General features: G+C 66.4%; 21 protein-coding genes. 3 read left to right on the top strand and 18 right to left on the bottom strand.

The window, feature by feature from the left end; all coding sequences use genetic code 11:
* Positions 1-99: 99 nt before the first annotated feature.
* The 16 genes from QMG86_RS19875 to QMG86_RS19800 all read right to left on the bottom strand — a co-directional run bounded on the left by QMG86_RS19875 (position 100) and on the right by QMG86_RS19800 (position 11,944).
* Positions 100-1,794: a ParB/RepB/Spo0J family partition protein gene (locus tag QMG86_RS19875; RefSeq protein ID WP_281873968.1), complete on the bottom strand. Its 1,695-nt coding sequence runs from the start codon at positions 1,792-1,794 to the stop codon at positions 100-102.
* A 116-nt stretch (positions 1,795-1,910) separates the two neighbouring features.
* Positions 1,911-2,150 carry a hypothetical protein gene (locus QMG86_RS19870; RefSeq protein ID WP_281873967.1) on the bottom strand — a complete coding sequence of 80 codons (240 nt, stop codon included), beginning with the start codon at positions 2,148-2,150 and terminating at the stop codon, positions 1,911-1,913.
* Between the two features lie 109 nt (positions 2,151-2,259).
* Entirely contained in the window at positions 2,260-3,192 is a 933-nt protein-coding gene (gene dprA, locus QMG86_RS19865) for a DNA-processing protein DprA (protein WP_281873966.1), read from the bottom strand.
* Between the two features lie 36 nt (positions 3,193-3,228).
* Positions 3,229-4,206: a DUF4192 family protein gene (locus tag QMG86_RS19860; protein ID WP_281873965.1), complete on the bottom strand. Its 978-nt coding sequence runs from the start codon at positions 4,204-4,206 to the stop codon at positions 3,229-3,231.
* Between the two features lie 328 nt (positions 4,207-4,534).
* The gene (locus tag QMG86_RS19855) at positions 4,535-5,170 is read right to left on the bottom strand and encodes a hypothetical protein (protein ID WP_281873964.1); all 636 of its coding nucleotides are present in this window, start codon (positions 5,168-5,170) and stop codon (positions 4,535-4,537) included.
* Positions 5,171-5,276: 106 nt separating this feature from the next.
* A complete protein-coding gene (locus QMG86_RS19850) occupies positions 5,277-5,486 on the bottom strand; it encodes a hypothetical protein (RefSeq protein ID WP_281873963.1) in 210 nt (69 codons plus the stop codon).
* Positions 5,483-5,983, bottom strand: coding sequence for a hypothetical protein (locus tag QMG86_RS19845; protein ID WP_281873962.1), 501 nt, complete (start codon positions 5,981-5,983; stop codon positions 5,483-5,485). Before QMG86_RS19845 ends, QMG86_RS19850 begins: the two co-directional genes overlap by 4 nt.
* 2 nt (positions 5,984-5,985) lie before the next feature.
* Positions 5,986-6,459: a hypothetical protein gene (locus QMG86_RS19840; protein ID WP_281873961.1), complete on the bottom strand. Its 474-nt coding sequence runs from the start codon at positions 6,457-6,459 to the stop codon at positions 5,986-5,988.
* A gap of 3 nt (positions 6,460-6,462) precedes the next feature.
* Positions 6,463-6,921 carry a hypothetical protein gene (locus QMG86_RS19835; protein ID WP_281873960.1) on the bottom strand — a complete coding sequence of 153 codons (459 nt, stop codon included), beginning with the start codon at positions 6,919-6,921 and terminating at the stop codon, positions 6,463-6,465.
* Positions 6,921-7,175, bottom strand: a complete 255-nt coding sequence (locus QMG86_RS19830) for a hypothetical protein (protein WP_281873959.1) — start codon at positions 7,173-7,175, stop codon at positions 6,921-6,923. The genes QMG86_RS19835 and QMG86_RS19830 overlap by 1 nt, the downstream gene beginning before the upstream one ends.
* Positions 7,176-7,223: 48 nt before the next feature.
* Positions 7,224-7,979, bottom strand: coding sequence for a class II glutamine amidotransferase (locus QMG86_RS19825; RefSeq protein ID WP_281873958.1), 756 nt, complete (start codon positions 7,977-7,979; stop codon positions 7,224-7,226).
* Positions 7,967-9,193 (bottom strand): hypothetical protein, encoded by a 1,227-nt coding sequence (locus QMG86_RS19820; RefSeq protein WP_281873957.1) that lies wholly within the window; start codon positions 9,191-9,193, stop codon positions 7,967-7,969. Before QMG86_RS19820 ends, QMG86_RS19825 begins: the two co-directional genes overlap by 13 nt.
* 111 nt (positions 9,194-9,304) lie before the next feature.
* On the bottom strand, positions 9,305-10,099 hold the full coding sequence (locus QMG86_RS19815) for a class II glutamine amidotransferase (RefSeq protein ID WP_281873956.1): 795 nt from the start codon (positions 10,097-10,099) through the stop codon (positions 9,305-9,307).
* Positions 10,087-11,280, bottom strand: a complete 1,194-nt coding sequence (locus tag QMG86_RS19810) for a hypothetical protein (protein WP_281873955.1) — start codon at positions 11,278-11,280, stop codon at positions 10,087-10,089. Before QMG86_RS19810 ends, QMG86_RS19815 begins: the two co-directional genes overlap by 13 nt.
* Before the next feature lie 179 nt (positions 11,281-11,459).
* On the bottom strand, positions 11,460-11,645 hold the full coding sequence (locus tag QMG86_RS19805) for a hypothetical protein (protein WP_281873954.1): 186 nt from the start codon (positions 11,643-11,645) through the stop codon (positions 11,460-11,462).
* Entirely contained in the window at positions 11,636-11,944 is a 309-nt protein-coding gene (locus QMG86_RS19800; protein WP_281873953.1) for a hypothetical protein, read from the bottom strand. The genes QMG86_RS19805 and QMG86_RS19800 overlap by 10 nt, the downstream gene beginning before the upstream one ends.
* A 658-nt stretch (positions 11,945-12,602) precedes the next feature.
* Between QMG86_RS19800 and QMG86_RS19795 the strand changes: the two genes are divergently transcribed.
* Together QMG86_RS19795 and QMG86_RS19790 are read left to right on the top strand one after the other, a co-directional pair.
* Complete coding sequence (locus tag QMG86_RS19795) at positions 12,603-13,991, top strand: DUF6602 domain-containing protein (protein WP_281873952.1); 1,389 nt, start codon at positions 12,603-12,605, stop codon at positions 13,989-13,991.
* A 513-nt stretch (positions 13,992-14,504) separates the two neighbouring features.
* A complete protein-coding gene (locus tag QMG86_RS19790; protein ID WP_281873951.1) occupies positions 14,505-15,152 on the top strand; it encodes a hypothetical protein in 648 nt (215 codons plus the stop codon).
* 35 nt (positions 15,153-15,187) lie between these two features.
* On the opposite strand, the gene QMG86_RS19785 is transcribed toward QMG86_RS19790, so the two are convergent.
* Positions 15,188-15,370 (bottom strand): hypothetical protein, encoded by a 183-nt coding sequence (locus QMG86_RS19785; protein WP_281873950.1) that lies wholly within the window; start codon positions 15,368-15,370, stop codon positions 15,188-15,190.
* Here QMG86_RS19785 and ligD point away from each other — a divergent pair.
* A complete protein-coding gene (gene ligD / locus QMG86_RS19780; protein WP_350356337.1) occupies positions 15,345-16,391 on the top strand; it encodes a non-homologous end-joining DNA ligase in 1,047 nt (348 codons plus the stop codon). The genes QMG86_RS19785 and ligD overlap by 26 nt on opposite strands.
* Positions 16,392-16,418: 27 nt before the next feature.
* On the opposite strand, the gene QMG86_RS19775 is transcribed toward ligD, so the two are convergent.
* The gene (locus QMG86_RS19775; RefSeq protein ID WP_281873949.1) at positions 16,419-17,027 is read right to left on the bottom strand and encodes a hypothetical protein; all 609 of its coding nucleotides are present in this window, start codon (positions 17,025-17,027) and stop codon (positions 16,419-16,421) included.
* Positions 17,028-18,122 lie beyond the last annotated feature (1,095 nt).

Raw genomic sequence — 18,122 nt, 5'->3', positions numbered from 1 at the left:
AGGTGGGGATGAATCGGCGATCGGGCTGCCACCGAGGTGGTGGCCTCGGTGGCAGCAGCACGAACAGCGGAGTGCCTCCGGGCAGATCAGAGGTGGTGGTCAGGAGGCGAGGTCGATGTCGCGGTAGTCGATGTCTCCGGCGGCGGCCTGTTCGACATCGACCAGCGCGAAGTCCAGCTCGGTTCCGGCTACGGCGTCGGCGAGGAAATGCAGATACCGTTTCGTCGCCGCGGAGCTGTCGCGCCAGAAGCTCTTGCCGATCGGCGCCTCGGCGGCGGCGACCTGCATGGCCAGCACGATCATCCACGCCCGCGACGGTGCCGCGGCATGGATCGCTGCGACCAGCTGCTGGGTAGAACCACCGACCCCGAGCAGCTTGGTCACCTTCTGCAACACGCTCGGATCCAGGGAATGGGCCATGGATTCGGCGACGAACGCCGCGGCCTGCCGCGGCGGGGTGCGCCCGGCCAGCAGGCGCGGCAGGAACTCCTGCCGTCGCGCGTTGGCCGCGTCCCCGCGTTTGTTCAGCTCGATCACCCGCCGCCGGTCCTGGCGCGCTTGCTCCCGCTCAGCCGCCGCCTTCGCGGCGGCCTCTTCGGAGCTCTCACCGGTATCGGGGATGAGTCGTTGCAGGCCGCTGTCGGCGAGTCCGCTGGCGGGCAGGAAGTAGATGGGGATCCAGCGGTCGCGCCACTGCACCTGCTCAGCGTGCACCCGCCCGTCGGCGGGCTCGGCGGACAGATCGCCGCGGGTACTCCAGTCGACGGTGCCCGGGTCGATGATCGCGCCGGTGTCCTTGTCCACCAGCAGCCCGTTGTCCTGCACCTCGAGATACACCACCCACTGGCCCGGGTCGGCGTAGATGAGCTCCTCGCTGACCGGCTCACTCGCGGCGGTGACCAGATCGCTGGCCGGGATGTAGTCCGGGTCCGGTTCGCTGGTGTTGGGTTCGGTGGCGAGGATGCCGAACCCGTACGCGCCGTAGGGCAGCGATTCCTGGAGGCGGGCGCGGGTTTCGGCGCGGTCGTGCTCGATCCGTTTCGCGGTGGAGGCGAAGCTCCACCGGCCCGCCGTCGCCAGGCGTTCGACTGCGTCGGTGTCGCCCAGGTTCTCGTAGTGGGCGATCACTGCGAGTTGATCGAGGCCGTACTGGCGCTGCTCGAGCAGCTGCTTGGCGGTATCGGAGGCGCCGACCGCGGCAGTCTTCTGGATCTCTGAGCGTTTGCGCTGCAATCCTTTCGCGATCCGGGTGGCCGACGCGCCGAGGTCGAGCATCAACGCGATGCCGGTGGCGCGGTCGGTGTCGGTGAGCGGGATACGGCGGTCGTTGAGGTTCATCTGGGTCAACGTCCGCGCGATCCGGCGTTCCTTGGCGTCGATGTCGGTGGGGGCGTCGGTGACCCACACCGGCACTCGCGTCAGGCCGACTTCGCGGGCGATCAGTGTGCGGATCTGCCCGTCGACGACATGCACGGAGCCGTCGGGCTCGCGTTCGGCGCGGATCGGGTTGCCGACACCGAACTCGCGAATCGACGCGGCCTCGTCGGGGTGGGCGGTGAGATCGAAACTCTTGCGGACGTTTTCGGCGATTACCAACTGCGCCGGATCCAGGTACTCCGCCTTGGCCTCGGGCAGGTCGAGCACCGGCGGCTCCTCGATGACGGTCGGCTCTTCGACCGGAGGGGCGGGCTGTTCGGCGGCAACGGAGGGGGTCTCTTCGACAGCCACCGGGTCGGTGTCAGGGCCGGGATCGGTGGTCGGGTCGGCAACGGCGGTCAGGGTGGAAGTAGTCAACACGGCTCCTCAGTGCAAGCGGCGCGACGACCCCACCAGTCACAGGTGAGGCCGCCGCGCCGGAGGACGGAAACGGGAACGACAGGGCACGGGCGAGCACCCGCGTGGATGAGAGGTCAGGCGGCTGGCTGGGCGCTGTGGCGGGCGACGTTGATCGGGCGCAGTCGCAGCACGCCGTGCTCGCCGTCGTCGAGGAACGCCCAGTAGCGACCCCGCCAGGCCGGGTGTTCGCCGCGCCAGCGGTCCAGCACGGCCGAGTCGGTGATAGCGGGGGTGGCTCCGGCGTAGCCGAGGTGCTCGAGACGCTCGAACTCGCCCCGGGGCAGGGACTGCACGGCAACGGTGGACGCGGACATGAGGAAACCTCCTGTGATGGGTCGGCGGACGATTGCCGCCGGAGCGGGGAAGTGAAGCAGGGGCGAACCGCGATCGGGCCGCCCGGATGAGCCGACGAGCGCCGGATGGTTATGCGATGGGCCGGTCACCGCTGTGCGGCGGGGCGGGGGTGGATGTGATGTCGTCGATGACCTGTTGGGCATCGGTGACCAGGCGGGCATGACCAGCGCGGATCAGCTCGTGGCAGCCGGTCGAGGCCGCGGAGTAGATCGGTCCGGGGACCGCGAGCACCGGGCGGTTGAGCTGACGCGCCCAGTTGGCGGTATTGCGGGTGTCGCCCCGGAAGACGCATTCGGGAATGACGACGGCGCTCGACAGCGCGGCGACGAGCCGATTGCGTTGCAGGAACCGGTGTTTGGCCGCCGGGGTATCGGGCGGATACTCGGAGATGAGCATCCCGGACTCGGCGATCCGGTCGAACAACTCGCGATGCGCGGCCGGGTAGGCGCGACCCAGCCCGGTCGCGACAACGGCGATCGTGCGACCACCACGGGTGAGCGCCGCGCGATGAGCGGCGGCATCGATCCCGAACGCGCCGCCACTGATAACCGTCCAACCACGCTCAGCCAAATCACCGGCCAGGTCATGAGTAACACGCACCCCGTAGCCGGAGGCGGCACGGGCACCGACGACCGCGACGGTGAACTGCGACAGCGGGGCCTGCCGCGGTGCCCCGCGCACCCACAACGCCACCGGACTCCCACCGCTGATGCCGGGTGCGTCCAGGTCGGACAGTCCCGCATTCCCTGGCCACTCGGCATCGTCACGGGTGAGCAGCCGAACGCCGAGCGCATCCGCGCGGTCCAGATCCCGCGCGGCCAGCCCCCGCAGATCCCGCGGAAGATCGGCCGCGACATCCTGGCCGGTGGTGAGCCGTGCGGCGGCCTCCTCGACCTCGAGGGTGTGCAGCAGCTCGCGCACGACCGGCGCCGCAGTCAGCGCAGCGCGCGCGAGGATCGCCCACGCCAGCCGGCGCGAGGGGGACTGCGATGCGGGAATCATGAAGCCTCCACGAAGGGTCGATGCGGGTGGGGAGTTTCAGTCGATGTCGATGCCGAGTTGAGCGGTGCCGGCGCGTCCGGCACCCAGCGCGGCGCGAAACAGCGCGACCGGGACGGTGCGGTGGATTCCGGCGGCCATCGCCTGCACCGTCGGGTTGTCGGGGTCGTCGGCCACCGCGATCCCGATCGCCGCACGCGCCCGGTCACGGTCACCGTCGACATAGGCGGTGACCGCACACAACATCGCCGCCGCAGTGCGGTGGGGTGAGGGCAACGCCCGCACCAGCAACGCCCACAACCGATGTCCGCGTGGTCGTTTCGGGCCGGCGGCGAAGGCGTACAGGCTGTCGCGGACCAGGCCGTCGCTCAGTGCGTCGGCGAGCTCGGCGATCTCCGCGGCCGACAGAACACCCCCGGCGTGGACCGCCTCGACCTGTATCAGGGTCAGTCGCAGCCGTTGCCGCGACAGCTCACGGTCCCCGTCACGCACCGTCACCAGTGCGGCGACCTCGGCCGCCAGCTCGGCATCCGGCACCAGATCGGGGGGAAGGTTCTCGACGCTGCCGCCGCGTGGTGGTGGGTAGGGCAGCAGACCGTGCTCGCTGCCGACCAGGTCGGCCCAGGGGTGGCCCGGGTCGCGGCCGGTGACCGACCACGCCGCGAACACACCGACTCCCAGTGCGGTGAGTTGATCGTGAAACCGGGCCATGAGCTCGCGATATTCGTCGCGGGGAAACGGTGTGCCAGGGGTCGGGCCGTCGACCACGACCACGGCGACGACCTCCGGGCGGTGCCGGGCGCACCACCGGCGGGTGCGGTCCAGGATCGGACTCGTGGCCAGGTAGTGGCGCGTCCTGTGCAGGTCTTCGTGGCGGATGCGTTCTACGGCGATATATCCGTCCGGTCCGGACGCCGGTTCCCGCAAGGTCATCACCACCAGTGACCGCTGCGGTGGTTCCGGCAACGTAGCCAACGCCTCGGCGATGAACCGGCCGGGATCATCAACGAACGACACGACAAGCCTCCTCGATCACTAGGACAGGGGCATCCCTCACCCACAGCGGGTGAGGCACAGCAGGGAAGACACGCGCACCGAGTGGCGCGGTCTCGTGTGACGGTGGCGGATCACCAGAGGGCGCGGGATAGTGATCGTGTCCTGGAAGGGGACGGGCATATCCACGATCGCGCCTCGGCGTCGGGTGAAGCAGCGCGCAATAGCTCAGCGCGGGCAGCAAAGGGCGGAGGCAGGCCGCCCAAGAGGCCACAGGCAAACCGCACTTGGTGGTGCGCTCGGCGTTCTGCAGCAGCCCCACCGATGGGGGCGAGCGTCTTGCGCGAGGCCGTCACAGCCGCATGCCTTTGAGGCCGAATAGTTTCGCGAAGGCCGCGTAAGAGGGCAGCAGATCGATCGGAAGGGATGACCCGTCAACAGCCGCCGCGGCGTCGCGGACCTTGCGGATCTTCAGCAGCATGACTCCGCGTAGGTTGATGCCGATGCCGGGTGGGGCGGTGTCGGTTCCGGGGTCGTGGACGACGATGTAGTCCGAGATCGGGATCCACACCTCGTACCAGGCGTCGGCGGGCTGGCCTTCGCGCGGCGCCTCGCGGGGATCCCGCTCGTTGGGCTGCCACCGCCAGCAGTGGCAGGCCGGGTCCTCGCAGCGGGCGAACTTCGCGGGCGGGTGCGGGTTGTAGCGGGTCTGCCGTCCCGCCAGCATCGGGCACGCGCGGCGGGAGTAGTGGCCGCATTCGGGATGCACGCCCGGTTCCGGGGTGATACCGCGCAGGTGGTCGGCGGGGCGGATGTAGAGCAGGACCCGGTCCTCCAGCGGCTGCCCGCAGACCTGGCACAGCTTGCGCGCCAGCGTGTCTCGCAGTCGTCGCTGGTCGAGTTTGCCCCAGACTGGGCGGGTGCGGTCGCGGTGGGCGAGGGTGATGTAGGGGACCACCAGCCCCTGCGCCAGCGGTGCGTGTGCCAACCGCACAGGGATCGGCGGTCGCGCCGGTAGTGCGGGTTCAGTCAACGAAGATCACCTCGAATCGATCGGAGGATGGGCCCACCTGAAGTGGCAGACGGGCGGAGTGTCAGGACTGGGTGGGCTGGGTCGGTGCGGCCGAGACCTCGAGGCGGAGCACCCGCTCGGTGACGCCGGGGGCGTGGATGCGGATCTCGATCACCGCGCGTAGCGCGCCCGGGACCGGAGGTTCGACGACCCAGGGCTCGAACCGGTCGGGGTCGAGGTGGGGAAGGTTGGTTTCGATCCAGGCCACCAGTTCGGTGGCGTTGGTGATCACCACGGCCAGCGGCGGCCGGTGTGCGGGTCGAGGTCGTGCACCGCGACCGCGACGGGTGCGCCGGGCACCTGGATGCTGACCGACCGCGGCAGCAACGCCTGGAGGCCGCTGGCTGCGAGGTTGCCGCGCGCGATCAGCCACCGGCCACGCTCATCGAGCTGGGCAGGCAGCAGCCGCCACCCGTACCCGGTCGGCAACCGATCGAACAGCTGTTGCTGCCAGATGTCTCGGCTGCCGCCGTCCGCATCGACGGTGACTCGGGTTGCGTATTCGATGCGCACCAACGCCATGACGACCGCCGCCCCTGCTCTGGCCGCGTCAGGGTCTACGCCGGGGAACACGCCGATCGGGGCGCCCGGCCGCGGCGGGGTCGCGAACGCGGCGTGATAGCCCGCTACGAGCACCCGTGCGGTGGGGGCGAGGTTGGGCAGGACCGACCGGTATTGAGGATCGGTCTGGAGACGGGCGAGGTAATGGGTGGAGTCGATTCCCGCCACGATCACCTCACTCCGCGGGAGGGGCGCTGGTCAGCGCTGCGCAGCGGAGTGGTGGGCGCGGTGGGGCTGAACATCAGTGTGAAGCGTTTGGTTGAGACGGTGATGGACAGCCAGCCGTTCATCGCGGCGTAGGTGCGGATGAGTTCGATGAGCGTGTGGCCGTCGAAGTTCTCGGTGAGATGGAGGTATTCGACGAAGTCGTCACCGAGCGGGTCACCGTGGATCCAGTGGGTTCCGGGGCCGTGGTGGAGGGCGTAGACCACGTGCGCCTGGTAGTCGGGGCTGTCGGGTTCGCCGGGCTGGTGGGGGATGCCGTTGCTCATCAGGTAGATGCCGTGGTCTTTGACCCAGATCAGGGACGGCACCGCTGGGCCGGGATCGGCATACGGGGAGCGGGAATGCTGCGAAGCGGCCATCGCGTGCTCGGCGAGGTCGATCACCTTCGACAGCGGGAACCACAGTGCGACCGAAGCCAATGCTCAGCACTCCTTCCGGTGGGAGAACACGGCGGACACAGCGTCGGCCGTGCCCCCGCTGAGCGGGGTGACGGATTCGATGAACGTCAGCGGCAGCAGCACCCCGGCCTGCTCGCCGGCGCGGGAGAGCACGGTGTGGTGGCGGTGCACCGCATGGACGCGGACGTGGTCGTGGACGTGGCCGCCGCGGGTGATGACCGTGGCCGTCACCCGGGTTCGGCGAAGCCGATGCAGTTCGGTCGCGATGAGGGCGACCACTGGATCACCGCGGTCGCTGTCGTCAGCGGCAGCGACGGCCGCGATGGTGCTGGCCAGGCGCTGGCGCAGCAGGTCGCGGGCGGCATGGAGGTCGTCGGGGTTGGCGTCGTCGAACCAGCGGTCGATTCGAGCGAGGACCTGGTGAAGGAACTCGGGCTCGGATGCGTCAGCATGCGGTGCCGGTGGCAGGTGGTGGTCGGTCATCAGCGACCGCCTCCCAGGCGCCGCCACCACCCGCCACGCCGTTGCGGGCGAGGTCGGGCGTGGCCGGACAGTACGGTGGCGAGGGCGTCGGCGGTGTGAGCGTCGAGATCGGCGTAGCGCCAGTCGTCGTCGGGTTCATCGCGGTCGCGCAGCAGCACCCGCAGGTGCTGGCCGTCGGTGCTGACGATGATGGCGTGGCCGTCGACGTCGCGGGTGTGGATGAGGATCGTGGCCAGATTCGGGTAGTAGGGCACGGCAGGATCTGCCTTTCTCGAAGTGGGTTCGCGGCCGTTGGACGGCGATCAGAGCCAGGTGTGCGCGGTCAGGCGTTCTCGAGTTCGATGAGGTCGGCGTAGCGGTCCAGACCGTCGAACGCGGCGCAGGCACTCGGCGCAGAATCCGCACGTGGTGCAGTGCGGTCCGGGCTGTTCGGGGTCGATTTCGCCGCAGCCCAGGCAGTACTCCCAGTCCACGGCGCCGGTGTAGCCCCAGGTGTGCGGCAGGTAGGTGCGGTTGGAGTACCAGATCCCGCCGTCCCAGTGCCCGTAGCCTTCGTTGAAGATGTAGGCCGAATGCTTGTAGGCGGGGTCGATGGTCAGCAGCACCATCTTGTCGCTGCCCAGCCACCGCTCCAGCCGCTCCCGTCCCGCCCACGAATCCAGCGACCCGAACGGTTGGGTCGGCAGGAAATCCTCGGCGGCGATACGGGTGTCGCTGCGCTGATCGCCTCTGGTCGGGTGGACGTTGTCCGGCAGGATCCCGTTGTGCGCGAGCACGGTTCGCTCGTCGGCGCCGACGAGGAAGGGATGACAGTTGGCGACGGTGCGAAGACCGTGGGTGGCCAACCGGGAATGGAACAACGCCGCACCCTCCGGATGACGCTGACGCACGGCGGCGAACTCGGTGATCACCTTCTCGGCATTCATGCCGCGCCCGACAAGGATGCCGGTGTCGGTGAGCACGGCGTAGCCGTGGCCGTGCGGGTTGGCCAACGCACCGTTGGCCAAGGCGTCGAGGTCGGGGCTGATACCGGGTTTGACGAATGTCAGGATGCACATGCGAGGGCCTCCATTTCGGCCAGCAGCGGGGAGTAGACCGGGCGCGAGCGCACCCAGGTGGTGAAGGCGGTCCATTCCCAGCCGCGTCGGCGCGCGATATCGGCCGCCGACAGCGCGCGGGTGTATTCGACCGACGCCGCGGCGAACGCCAACGCGGCTTGGACCTGCTGGGGGTGTAGGGAACTGGCGAAGACCCGCAGCTCGAAAGTGTCTTCCGGGCAGACGTTGATCGCCTGATACCGGCCGTATCCGGCTTGGCCTCCCTTGGCGTATTCCAACGCGCTGGAACGCTGTTGCGGGGAGAACTGCGCCCAGGTCGAGGACCGCCGCGCCAGCGTCGTGACCGACTCCTCGTTCCGGTACACGAATTTCAGCCACCGGTAGGCATGCGCGGGGGAGGAGAACCCGGCGCGGGAGACGTGGACGTGGATGCCGACGCCGTCGTCGGTGTAGCAGCCCAGCAACCGCAGCCTGTTGAGCAGCTGCCACGGAAACCGCTCGAGGGCGTACTCATACGACATCGGATGCGTGACGAGCTCGAACCCGCAGGAGATCGAGCCGTCTTCCTTCAGATACGCCAGATCCCGGACGTGCGCGACGGCGGTGTCGACCGCATCGCGGTAACTGCGGTCGGGGGTTTTGATCTCCAGTTCCATCCCGAGGAACAGCGGTCCGTTACCGTGGAACCGCAGTTCAGGGGTGTAGTAGGAGTCGTGGACGGCGGCGTGATGGGCGGTGGAGTAGGTGTCGGCGCAGTTGTCGCAGTAGGTGGTGTCGACCGGGACGAGGGTGAAGCAGTCGCAGCATTCGTGGTAGTCCTGGTCCGCGCATCGCTCGCACACCCGGTTGCCGCTGTCGACGGAATAGAGTTCCTGGGCGAGGCTGTCGCAGTCGTCGCAGCTCTCGTAACCAGACGCGCACTCGGCGCAGACTTCGATGTCGGTGCCGACGACACCGCGGAGGACGCGGGTGTAGACATCGCATTCCCCGCACCGCTGCCAGCCGGTCAGGCATTCACCGCACAGCAAGGTGTCCTCGATCGTGCGGGCGAGGGTGTCGGCGCGGGCGTGGGTCGCGCAGCTGTCGCAGCGCGACAGTCCGGCCGCGCAACCCGGGCACACCCGATCGCCGTCGGCGATGGTGATCAGGTCCTCGCCGCGGACGGGGCTGGAGCATTCCTCGCACGAGGCGGCGGGGAGTGTGGAGGCGGGCATGACGAATCAGGTCCCTTCTCGTGGAATGGAAAGAACCCCGCACCCAGCCCAAGAGGAAGGCAGTGTGCGGGGTTCTGTATCGGAGGCAAGCCGTGGTGGCGCGCTGGTAGTTCAGGGAGCGCTGGCTTGCTGGTGGGGATGGTGATGCGCCGACGGCAGTGCGCGCGGCCCCCGATGGCGTGACGTGGCGGTGGTTGAGGCGGTGTGGCAGGTGCAGTCGGGGAATGCGGTTTCGCAGTCGAAGCACCAGCCGCAGTCACCGCAGTAGCGGCTGGTGCGGTGCAGGTCGAATTTCTGGCAGTACCCACACAGGTATCGGCGTCGCTTCGGCCAGCGCAGCGCCAGGGGTAGGTAGCTGTTGTTGGAGTACCAGATTTCGTCCTGCCAGTACCCGTTGTGGTGGCCGAACAGGTAGGCGTGATGGGCGTAGGCCGGGTCGACGGTGAGGATCAGCAGTTTGCTCGACCCCAGCCACGACGCCAGACCTCGTGCCCCGCGATGGGTGTCGATCGACCCGAACGGCTGCTTGGGCAGGTACTCCTCCGCCGCGATCCGGGTGTCCGAACGCGGGTCATAGGGTCCGGGGTGCACCCGTTTGGGCAGTGTCCCGTTGTGCGCCAGCACCGTTCGAGCGTCGCCACCCAATCGGAACGGGTGACAGTTGCGGATGCCGATGCTGCCGTGGGTGGCGTAGCGGGAATGAAACAACGCCGGACCGGTCGGATGCTCGCCGCGCGCTTTGATGAACTCGGTGATCACCCGGTCGGCGTTCATCCCACGCCCGACCAGAATCCGGCCTCCGGCCACGATCGCGAACCCGTGACCGTGCGGGTTGGCTCGCGCCCCGTAGGCCAATGCGTCGGGATCGGGAGCGACTTGGGCGGGCAGGTATGTCAGCAGGCACATGCGAGGTCCTCCATCTCCGCCCACAGGGGCTGGTAGTCGGGGTGGTCAGCGACCCAGGCGGCGAAGCGCGACCACTCCCAACCGCCCGTGCGGACATCGGCGATGCGCAGGCCGCGGGTGTAGTGGATGGACGCGGTCGTGAACGCCAGCGCCGCCTGCACCCGCTGGACATCCAGGGAGCTGGCGAACACCCGCAACTCGAGGGTTTTGCGCGGGTAGGGGTTGATCGCCTGATACCGCTCCAGACCCAGGGCGTGCTGCGGGCCTTTGGCGGTGTCCTTCGCGCGTGCCCGCGCCATGCGGTCGAACGGCGCGTACCGGGAACGGCGCCGGGCAATGGTGGAGACGGCGGATTCGTTGCGGTACAACAACTTCATCCACCGGTAGATGTGGGCGGGGGAGTCGAACCCGTCACGGCTGGCATGCACATGCAGCCCCACAGAAGAGTCGGTGTCGCAGTCGAGATCTTCCAGCGCTTCCAGCAGCGGCCACGGGAACCGGTCGATCGCATACCGGTAGGACATGGGGTGGGTGACGAGTTCGAATCCGGCTGGCCGGATCGAGGAATCCTGCTTCAAGTAGCCGAGCCGCCCGAGGTGTTCGGTGGCGAGGGAGGCGCATTCGCTGTAGCGGTAGTTCGGGACGATGATCTCCAGCTCCAAACCCAGGAATAGGGGTCCGTCGCCGTCGAAGCGGGGGTCGGGTTTGTAGCTGTAGTGCCAGACGTGGTCCCGGCCTGTCCGGCAGTCACAGGCGTAGCCGCGACGGGTCAGGGTGCCGCACTGCGGGCACGCGGGGAACCGGCCGACACAGGAGGGGCAGGCGCGGTGCCCGCCAGCGACGTAACGGCCGTCGCCGCTGTAGCGGCTGCACCCGAAGCAGATGTCGAACAGCACTGTCGCGCAGCGCAGGCACACCGGCTCGTCACTGTCGGTGCGCACCGCGGGGCTGGTGGGTTTGCGACACGACACGCACGGCCGCCAACCGGAAACACACCGGGCGCAGAGTTGCTGTTCGTCGGCGGTTTCGGTCAGCGCGAGCGAGGGCTCGCGGCAGTGATCGCATAGGGAGATCTGTCCTGCACAGCAAGGGCAGACGAACTGTTCCTCGACCGGGTATCGGTCACCGGGATCACCACTGCCGCAGACCGCGCACAGCGCGACAAGGAGGGTATCGGGCATGACGGGGCCACCTTCCGGAAATGACAGAACGCCAGACGTTCCCGGTCTGGCGTTCAGGGGCAACAGGATGTTGGTGATGTGGTGAATTGCAAAGCCGCAGGTCGGCGGGCTCGCGCGGGCGAGTGGTCACCGCATTCGTCGGTGAAGTCAAGTCTCCCGACCAGTCGGGGAGACTGTTGCTATGCCGCGTCGCGGACGGTCACGGCGGCGTGGGCGGTGTGTTCGAGAGCGAGCAGGAGGTCGTCGGCGTGGCCGTGCCAACGGGCTTCGAACCCCGCCCGCTGTTTGGGTCTCACGGAATCGGGTGCGGCGACGAAGAACTCCTTCAACCGCGGATACGTCGCCGCGTGGTCGGTCAGCCACACCCGGGTGTGGTCACCGTCGAGCGCGCACGGGACCTGCAACCCTGCGGCGATCCGGTGCAGGATCTCCCGGTTTCGGCGCGGCTGCCATGGGCGACGGTGTCGACGGCCCGCCTGGCGCGCGCGGGTGCGGTGTAGCAGCGCCGCACCCGGTAGACCGCCCACCGGCAGCGATCCAGCTCCGCTTCGGCCAGCGCGAGGACGTCGTGGGCGCCGTCGCGGCGCAGCCGATCGGTCAGCGACTTACCGGGCCCGAACAGCCCGGAGTTGCGGTTGAGCGCGACAGCGACATACTCGTCCACCACATGCTTGAACGCCTCCGCCGGCGCCGCCTCAAACCGCGCCAGCTGCTCAGGCCACCCGGGCCGGGAAACGAAGCAGCATTGGCGGCAGCAGGATTTCGGCCACCACACCCCGAACAACCCGAACAGATATCCCTGGCAGCGAGCCAGGGACCAGCCAGCGGCGTGCAGCGGGGAGATCGGCGACGGCGCCCACCCAAGGTCACCGACGAATCCATCGCGATCCGCCGGGTCTCCTCGGCGTTGTAGCCGACCGCATGCACATACGGCGCGCAACCCAGATGGGTGGCCCGCCAACTGTCGAGGGGCACCCCTTTCGCCTTGGCCGAACTTCACTGCACTCCGTAGAGTCGGAACTCCGCAGCACTCGGTCGCGGAATCCGGCGCGAGGTTCTTCTTGGCAGCCAACGGCCATCAGCACTTTCGCCGAGGCTGGCTATCGTCCTCCTCGGCAGTGCCCTGGTCATGTGGTGCAGCCATTCGACCTTCCGGCTCCGAACTGCCTGGTTTGTTCCTCTTTCGTTCGGGGCTGAGTCTACCGATCGCGGACCGCGGCTTCCCCGGAAGCGCAGAACCGCTGCAATTGCCGTGTAGCGAACAATTACTAATGTCGGTAACCTGAGTCCAGGACATGATGACAGACACGAAATGGGGGCCAATGATCAAGACCGTCGCAGAGCTTCTTCGTCAGCTCATGGAAAATGAGCGGAAATTGTTGGACGCGGTCCCTCTGAAGCACGGACCCACGATTGGTGAAATGTATGAGGGACTATCTCAAGATCTGCTACGACGAGCGATACCGTCAGGACTTGATCTACGACTGATCGGCGGATTCATAGTTGATGGACTTGGCAACACATCGGGCCAGATCGACTGTATGCTTGTCCGGGGCGAAGGTTTGCCGATCCCGTATACAAGGGCTTACGCTTGGCATGTCAAAGACGTCATAGCTGTATTTGAGATTAAGAAGTCGCTTTATGGCAGTCAGTTGCGGGAAGCGTTCCAGCATTTGAATGAGGTTCGGGGAATCGAACGCTCATATCGACGATCAGCCGAGAGTGACGACGATCCAGTAGATCTTGAGTGTGTTGCGCGTTCGTTTGCGGAGACAACTCGTAGTGCCGTACCCTCCTACGATTCTATCGAGTCTCTTCCATTCCACCTGAATGTTCTTTTTCATACGCTGGTCGTCGAGCATATAAGTCCGCTACGGATTATTATCGGGTACCACGGGTTCAAGTCCGAACACCGTTTTCGCGCGGCCCTTTATGAGTACCTCGAAGAAAATCTCGGGCAGGATGGCTTCGGCGTCGCAGGGTTCCCGCATTTGATTGTCTCCGGAAACTTCTCATTGGTAAAGGCGAACGGAGAGCCGTTCTCAGCGCAACTGATAGACGATGACTGGTGGCCATTCTACTTCTCCACGACGGTGAATCCAGTTCTCATGATTCTCGAACTTATATGGACACGGCTCGATTGCCGATATGAGATTGGCGGATTATGGGGTGAGGATTTGGAACTGGAGGTTCCTCACGCTTTTCTACTCGCCAAAGCTGGTGAGAGTGTGGAGGGGCGTTCCGGCTGGAACTATGCGTTTGTGAACAATACTGCAGCCTCCCTGTCGAAGCTAGGTGACCACGAGGAGTGGTCACCTTGTTATCTTTCGGTACCGCAGTGGGTCATTGTGAATATGCTCTGTCACGGCGAGAAAGTCAGGTTTGATGATGAACGGTTGATTGAATATCTGACTGGCGAAGGAGTGATAGATCTGGATCGTTTCTGGTCCGACCTACTGAGCACAACGCTCGTTGCGCGATCGAGCGATTCCATGGAGTTGGTGCTAATCACCATCGACTGTCACATGGCAATTCTTCCGGGCGGACAACTCGTGGCGGCTGAAAACAATACCGGTCGGCTTTTTCGATGGATTGAGAAGAACTCCGGTATATCATCGAGCGGAGCCGCCCTGGAATTGGACAAGGAATCGGGACCTAATTACGGCGTAGACCGCGATAGTCAACGGACGGGAGATGGTGCAGTTAACTGAGCAGGTGCGGTTGCCGCCGAGGGTGGGCAACACGCCGTTGCCGCGGTGCTCGTCGCTGAGCGCGTAGAAGCCGGACTTCTCCGGGTCAGGGTGTAACTGCACTGGTTGCCGGGTGTCCTGCAACACCACGATGCCGTCCGCGGCCGAGGGGCCCTTGCGGGCCACTTCGACGAGGCGAACCGAATGCTGCCGCAGTAACGGCAGGACGTGGGCGGCGACCAGGTCGCAGGTGCTGGTCCACTCGTCACCGGTCTGGGCGACCAACACGATTCGACAGGTCGCCTCGCAGTTCCGTGGGCCGGAATTGTGGCTCGAGCAGCGTGCGTACTACTCCGCAGGTGCTTTCCACCCCCATGCCGTAGGACCAGCACACGGCCACCGCGCCGCCGAAAAGGTCCGGCACGGCGAACAAGCCCTCGGTGGCATCAGCCATACGTGAAGTCCTCTCAGACGAAGGGGCGGGACGAGGTGGTGTCATCGATGCGCCGGGTGCGTCGGCGAGATTCACCCAGGGTGCAGACAATCGAGGCCGGTAAAATCGTCGGCGGAGAATCAGCAGGCGGGCCCAGAATTAGGAGGCCGGCCATGTCGTCGCGTCGCCCCCCGCGCTCCCCGCGCACGGCTCGATCCCCCGAAGTTGTCGCGCGACTGGAACGCGCACGCGCACGTAACAAACGACGCCGCGAACTGGCACGCCAGCGGGAGCGCACCATCCATGAGGCGGTGCAGCGGTACCTCACCGACTGGGCGGCGATCACCGCGTGCGAAACCACACGCGATCAACACATCGCGGCGCTACACAAGCAGATCAGCAACGTCGAGGCAGCCGCCGCGCAGGAGATCGCCCGGTACCGCGCCGACCAAGCCGAGGCCGCCGCCGTGATCCGTGACCACGGGGCCTCCGACGACGAGTTGGCGGACCTGCTCGAAATCAGCGCCAAGCAAGTCCGGCAACTGATCACCACCGCCCGCGCCCACCGCGACACGACCTCACCGGAGGCAGTACCAGCGCCGACGGTCGCGCCAACCGGGCGGCTCGAGCGTGCTCGACACGGCACCACGGATTCCGGTCACTCGACAGAACAGATCACCGATGCAGTCGATACCGTCGAGTCACCTACGGCGGACCGCTCCACGAAGGACGGCGAGCACGCGAGCTGATCCGGCGGCACCGAGGGGAAAAGGGGAGTGCGCTGCTACGGATGTTCGGCGGGCACGGCGTAGGCGAGATCGGTCGGGAACGGGTAGGTCCCGGGAGTGTCGGCGACCGCTTGCACGAGAGCTTTGCTCGGATCCCCGTCGACGCCTACCTCGATGATGCGGAACACACTCACCCCGCCTGCGACCAGGTGAATGAGGGAGCCTTCCTCGAACTGCACAGCTGCGAGACTATCGAACAACACCCACAGGTCGGTATTTGCTCTATGTACGCTGACTGATGTGTCCGTGCCTGCGCCGATGCTGGCGACGCCTGGTCGGCCGCCCGATGCGCCAGGCCGGTGGGCGATCGAGATGAAGTGGGATGGGATGCGCGCCATTTGCGGCATCACCGGTGGTCGGGTGGAACTGTATAGCCGCAACCGCAACAACGTCACCGCGTCCTACCCGGAACTGAGCGCCGCGCTCGCGGAGTGCGCCCACGGCACCGACATGATCCTCGATGGCGGGATCGTCGCCCCCGACCCGGCCACCGGCGCGCCGTCGTTCGCCCGGCTCCAGCAGCGCATGCACCTGACCCGGCCCACCCGTGAACTGGTCGCGGTGGTGCCCGTGCAACTGTTCGTGTTCGACCTGCTCGAACTCGACGGTGCCGGCACCATGGCTCTGCCCTATGTCGATCGACGCGCCCGCTTGGGCGAACTCGACCTCACCGGGGCCGGGGTGCGCGTCCCGCCGTTCTGGACCGACATCCCGGTCGCCACCATGCTCGATACCGCCGCTTCCCACCGTCTCGAAGGTGTGGTGAGCAAGCGTATCGACTCCGTTTACCGCCCTGGGACGCGCTCGCGCCTGTGGTTGAAGACGGCGATCCGGCAGACGACGGACGTGATCATCGCAGGCTGGGTTCCCGGCAGCAGTGGTGGAGAGCGCGGAGCGCTCGGCTCCCTGATCCTGGGTGCCTACGACGAGTCGGGCCGGTTGGTCTACGTCGGGCACGTCGGCACGGGCTTCACCACGGCAGTGCGCCGGGCACTGCTCGAGCGGCTGATGGACTTGACCACAACCGACAGCCCGTTCGACCGACCGGCACCATCCTGGCGGGTGAGGGCGGCGCGCTGGGTGAAACCGCAGCTGGTGGGCACGGTCGAATATCGAGAGTTCGTCGGCGCGCTGCGGCATCCGAGCTGGCGAGGATTGCGGACCGAGATCAACCCCAGCGAGGTCAAAGCACCGAAATAGCATGAGCCCCCGCTGAGTTCGTCGAACTCAGGCGTTCGCGTAGCCACCGGCAGTCCACACGAACCAACGGAAGTGCTGCGGCGCGAAACCCTGCCGAGCGGGAACCCCCGGCGTCGGAGAGCGCGGCCAGAACGCAAGACCGCAGCGATGGCAATAGAAGGCAGCCCGCCATAGTGTGTACGCGGCGTGACGCCCTCGGGCGATCTTGCTGTTACGGCGTGCTCGCTGGATCGCAACCGTCACGACAAGCAGTCCTGGGGTGGCGATCGCGGTGGAGACGAAGAGAATCCCCAGTATCGCGGCCAAATCTTGCGACTCGGATTCGATGGTGCGGTAGGCGGCGAAAGCTGGAGCCAAAGCGAACAACGCTGGAAGCAACAGCAGGAAACCAACCAAAAGCAGGCGCCCGACCGGTCGCTGGACAGGTTCCCAGGCGAGGCTTCGGGCGAGTGCTGTGGTGTGGGTGCTTTCTGTGGTGGAGGTGCCGAACACCGGTATCAGGCCAGTCGAAGCTATCCCTACGCCGGAATAGACGTTCGTCCCAAAAGCGGTCGACACGCCGTCGGATCGGACAGCGGGCACACTCTGGACCAGATCGAGTTGATGGCAGTGTGGACAAGCCAGGTCGATGTCCATGCGGGAAACCCCCTCCCAAGCCGTTGCGCTGGAGCGGCGCGCCTGTGGTGCTGGTACCTGCAACGAAAGCCTTGTCGGGTATCCAACACCGTCAACTACTTCCTGTCGAGGGGGATTCGAGAGCTTCTGCATCGGGTGATCCTTCCCTGTTGCTGCTAGTTGGGTGACTCTGCTGCCAGTGGCTCGGCAGCGGCGTCATCGTCCACATTTGCTTCGGCATTGCGATCAGACGGATCTCGAAGCAGCCCAGACTGACACAGTTCCACGCGAACTCGTTCGGCCGCCAAGTCGGGCTGGTGAGCTGCGGGTGGCACCGGCCCTGTGAAGATCTGCACTCCGCTCCGCCCGCTCCGGTGATGACGCCGTCATCACCGGAGCATCGAATCGTTGCGTTCACCTGGTGATGACCGTGTCATCACCACAAGTGGTATGGTCTGTCGTGAAATGTAGTGACGCGTCGTGAAACGGCAGTTGAGCGGCCGTATTACGCAAGGATCAGCTCGCTGAACTGGTGTAACGCCGAGTGTCCCGACGAGGTTCAAGTCCTCTTGGGCCGAGGCCCTTAATGCCAGATCAGGCATCTTTCCGGTACGCCCGAGCCGATTCCGAGTTATTGTCGCGGTCATCAGTTGGTCGTCGCGAACGGTTCGGCGCGCGATCTCCGCAGCCCACGTCGTTGCCGACCGAGGTGCCCGTTAGGTCTCGTTCTCCTGCAGTGAGACTCGGGTACTACCGGGCTGGGTCCGGCTGGGAAAGAGAACAGTCCGCTGTTCCGGGTGAACGTTCCAATCCTGGGCCCGGCCGTCGTGGTGGGTCAGGCCGCGATGATCAAGGAGGTCTACACCGCGCCTGCTGAGTCTCGGTCAGGCCTCCAACCTCGGGCTGGTTTTCGGACCGGGTTCCACTTTCAGCCTCGACGGGGAGTGCATCGCGCCAGACGGAATCGCATCCATGGATGCGGTGGCCGCTGGCCTGACAAGTCGGAGTGCATGGCACTGGAATCCCAGGATCGGCGTGCGCGTGCGGGTTAGGCGGCTCACGACACCTATCCGCGTTCCAGCCGTTTGGTTGTGCCGGTATCCACCCTGCCCGCTG

Origin of the sequence: Nocardia sputorum, assembly GCF_027924405.1 — a bacterium.
Lineage (GTDB): Bacteria > Actinomycetota > Actinomycetes > Mycobacteriales > Mycobacteriaceae > Nocardia > Nocardia sputorum.
The sequence above is the reverse complement of the archived record's forward strand: the minus strand, read 5'-3'. Positions and strand labels throughout refer to the sequence as shown.

Excerpts from the sequence above, each read along its gene's own strand:
- QMG86_RS19870 (WP_281873967.1), bottom strand. The coding sequence starts at position 2,150 with ATGTCCGCGTCCACCGTTGCCGTGCAGTCCCTGCCCCGGGGCGAGTTC.
- dprA (WP_281873966.1), bottom strand. The coding sequence starts at position 3,192 with ATGATTCCCGCATCGCAGTCCCCCTCGCGCCGGCTGGCGTGGGCGATC.
- QMG86_RS19835 (WP_281873960.1), bottom strand. The coding sequence starts at position 6,921 with ATGACCGACCACCACCTGCCACCGGCACCGCATGCTGACGCATCCGAG.
- QMG86_RS19825 (WP_281873958.1), bottom strand. The coding sequence starts at position 7,979 with ATGTGCATCCTGACATTCGTCAAACCCGGTATCAGCCCCGACCTCGAC.
- QMG86_RS19820 (WP_281873957.1), bottom strand. The coding sequence starts at position 9,193 with ATGCCCGCCTCCACACTCCCCGCCGCCTCGTGCGAGGAATGCTCCAGC.
- QMG86_RS19815 (WP_281873956.1), bottom strand. The coding sequence starts at position 10,099 with ATGTGCCTGCTGACATACCTGCCCGCCCAAGTCGCTCCCGATCCCGAC.
- QMG86_RS19810 (WP_281873955.1), bottom strand. The coding sequence starts at position 11,280 with ATGCCCGATACCCTCCTTGTCGCGCTGTGCGCGGTCTGCGGCAGTGGT.
- QMG86_RS19795 (WP_281873952.1), top strand. The coding sequence starts at position 12,603 with ATGATCAAGACCGTCGCAGAGCTTCTTCGTCAGCTCATGGAAAATGAG.
- ligD (WP_350356337.1), top strand. The coding sequence starts at position 15,345 with ATGAGGGAGCCTTCCTCGAACTGCACAGCTGCGAGACTATCGAACAAC.
- QMG86_RS19775 (WP_281873949.1), bottom strand. The coding sequence starts at position 17,027 with ATGGACATCGACCTGGCTTGTCCACACTGCCATCAACTCGATCTGGTC.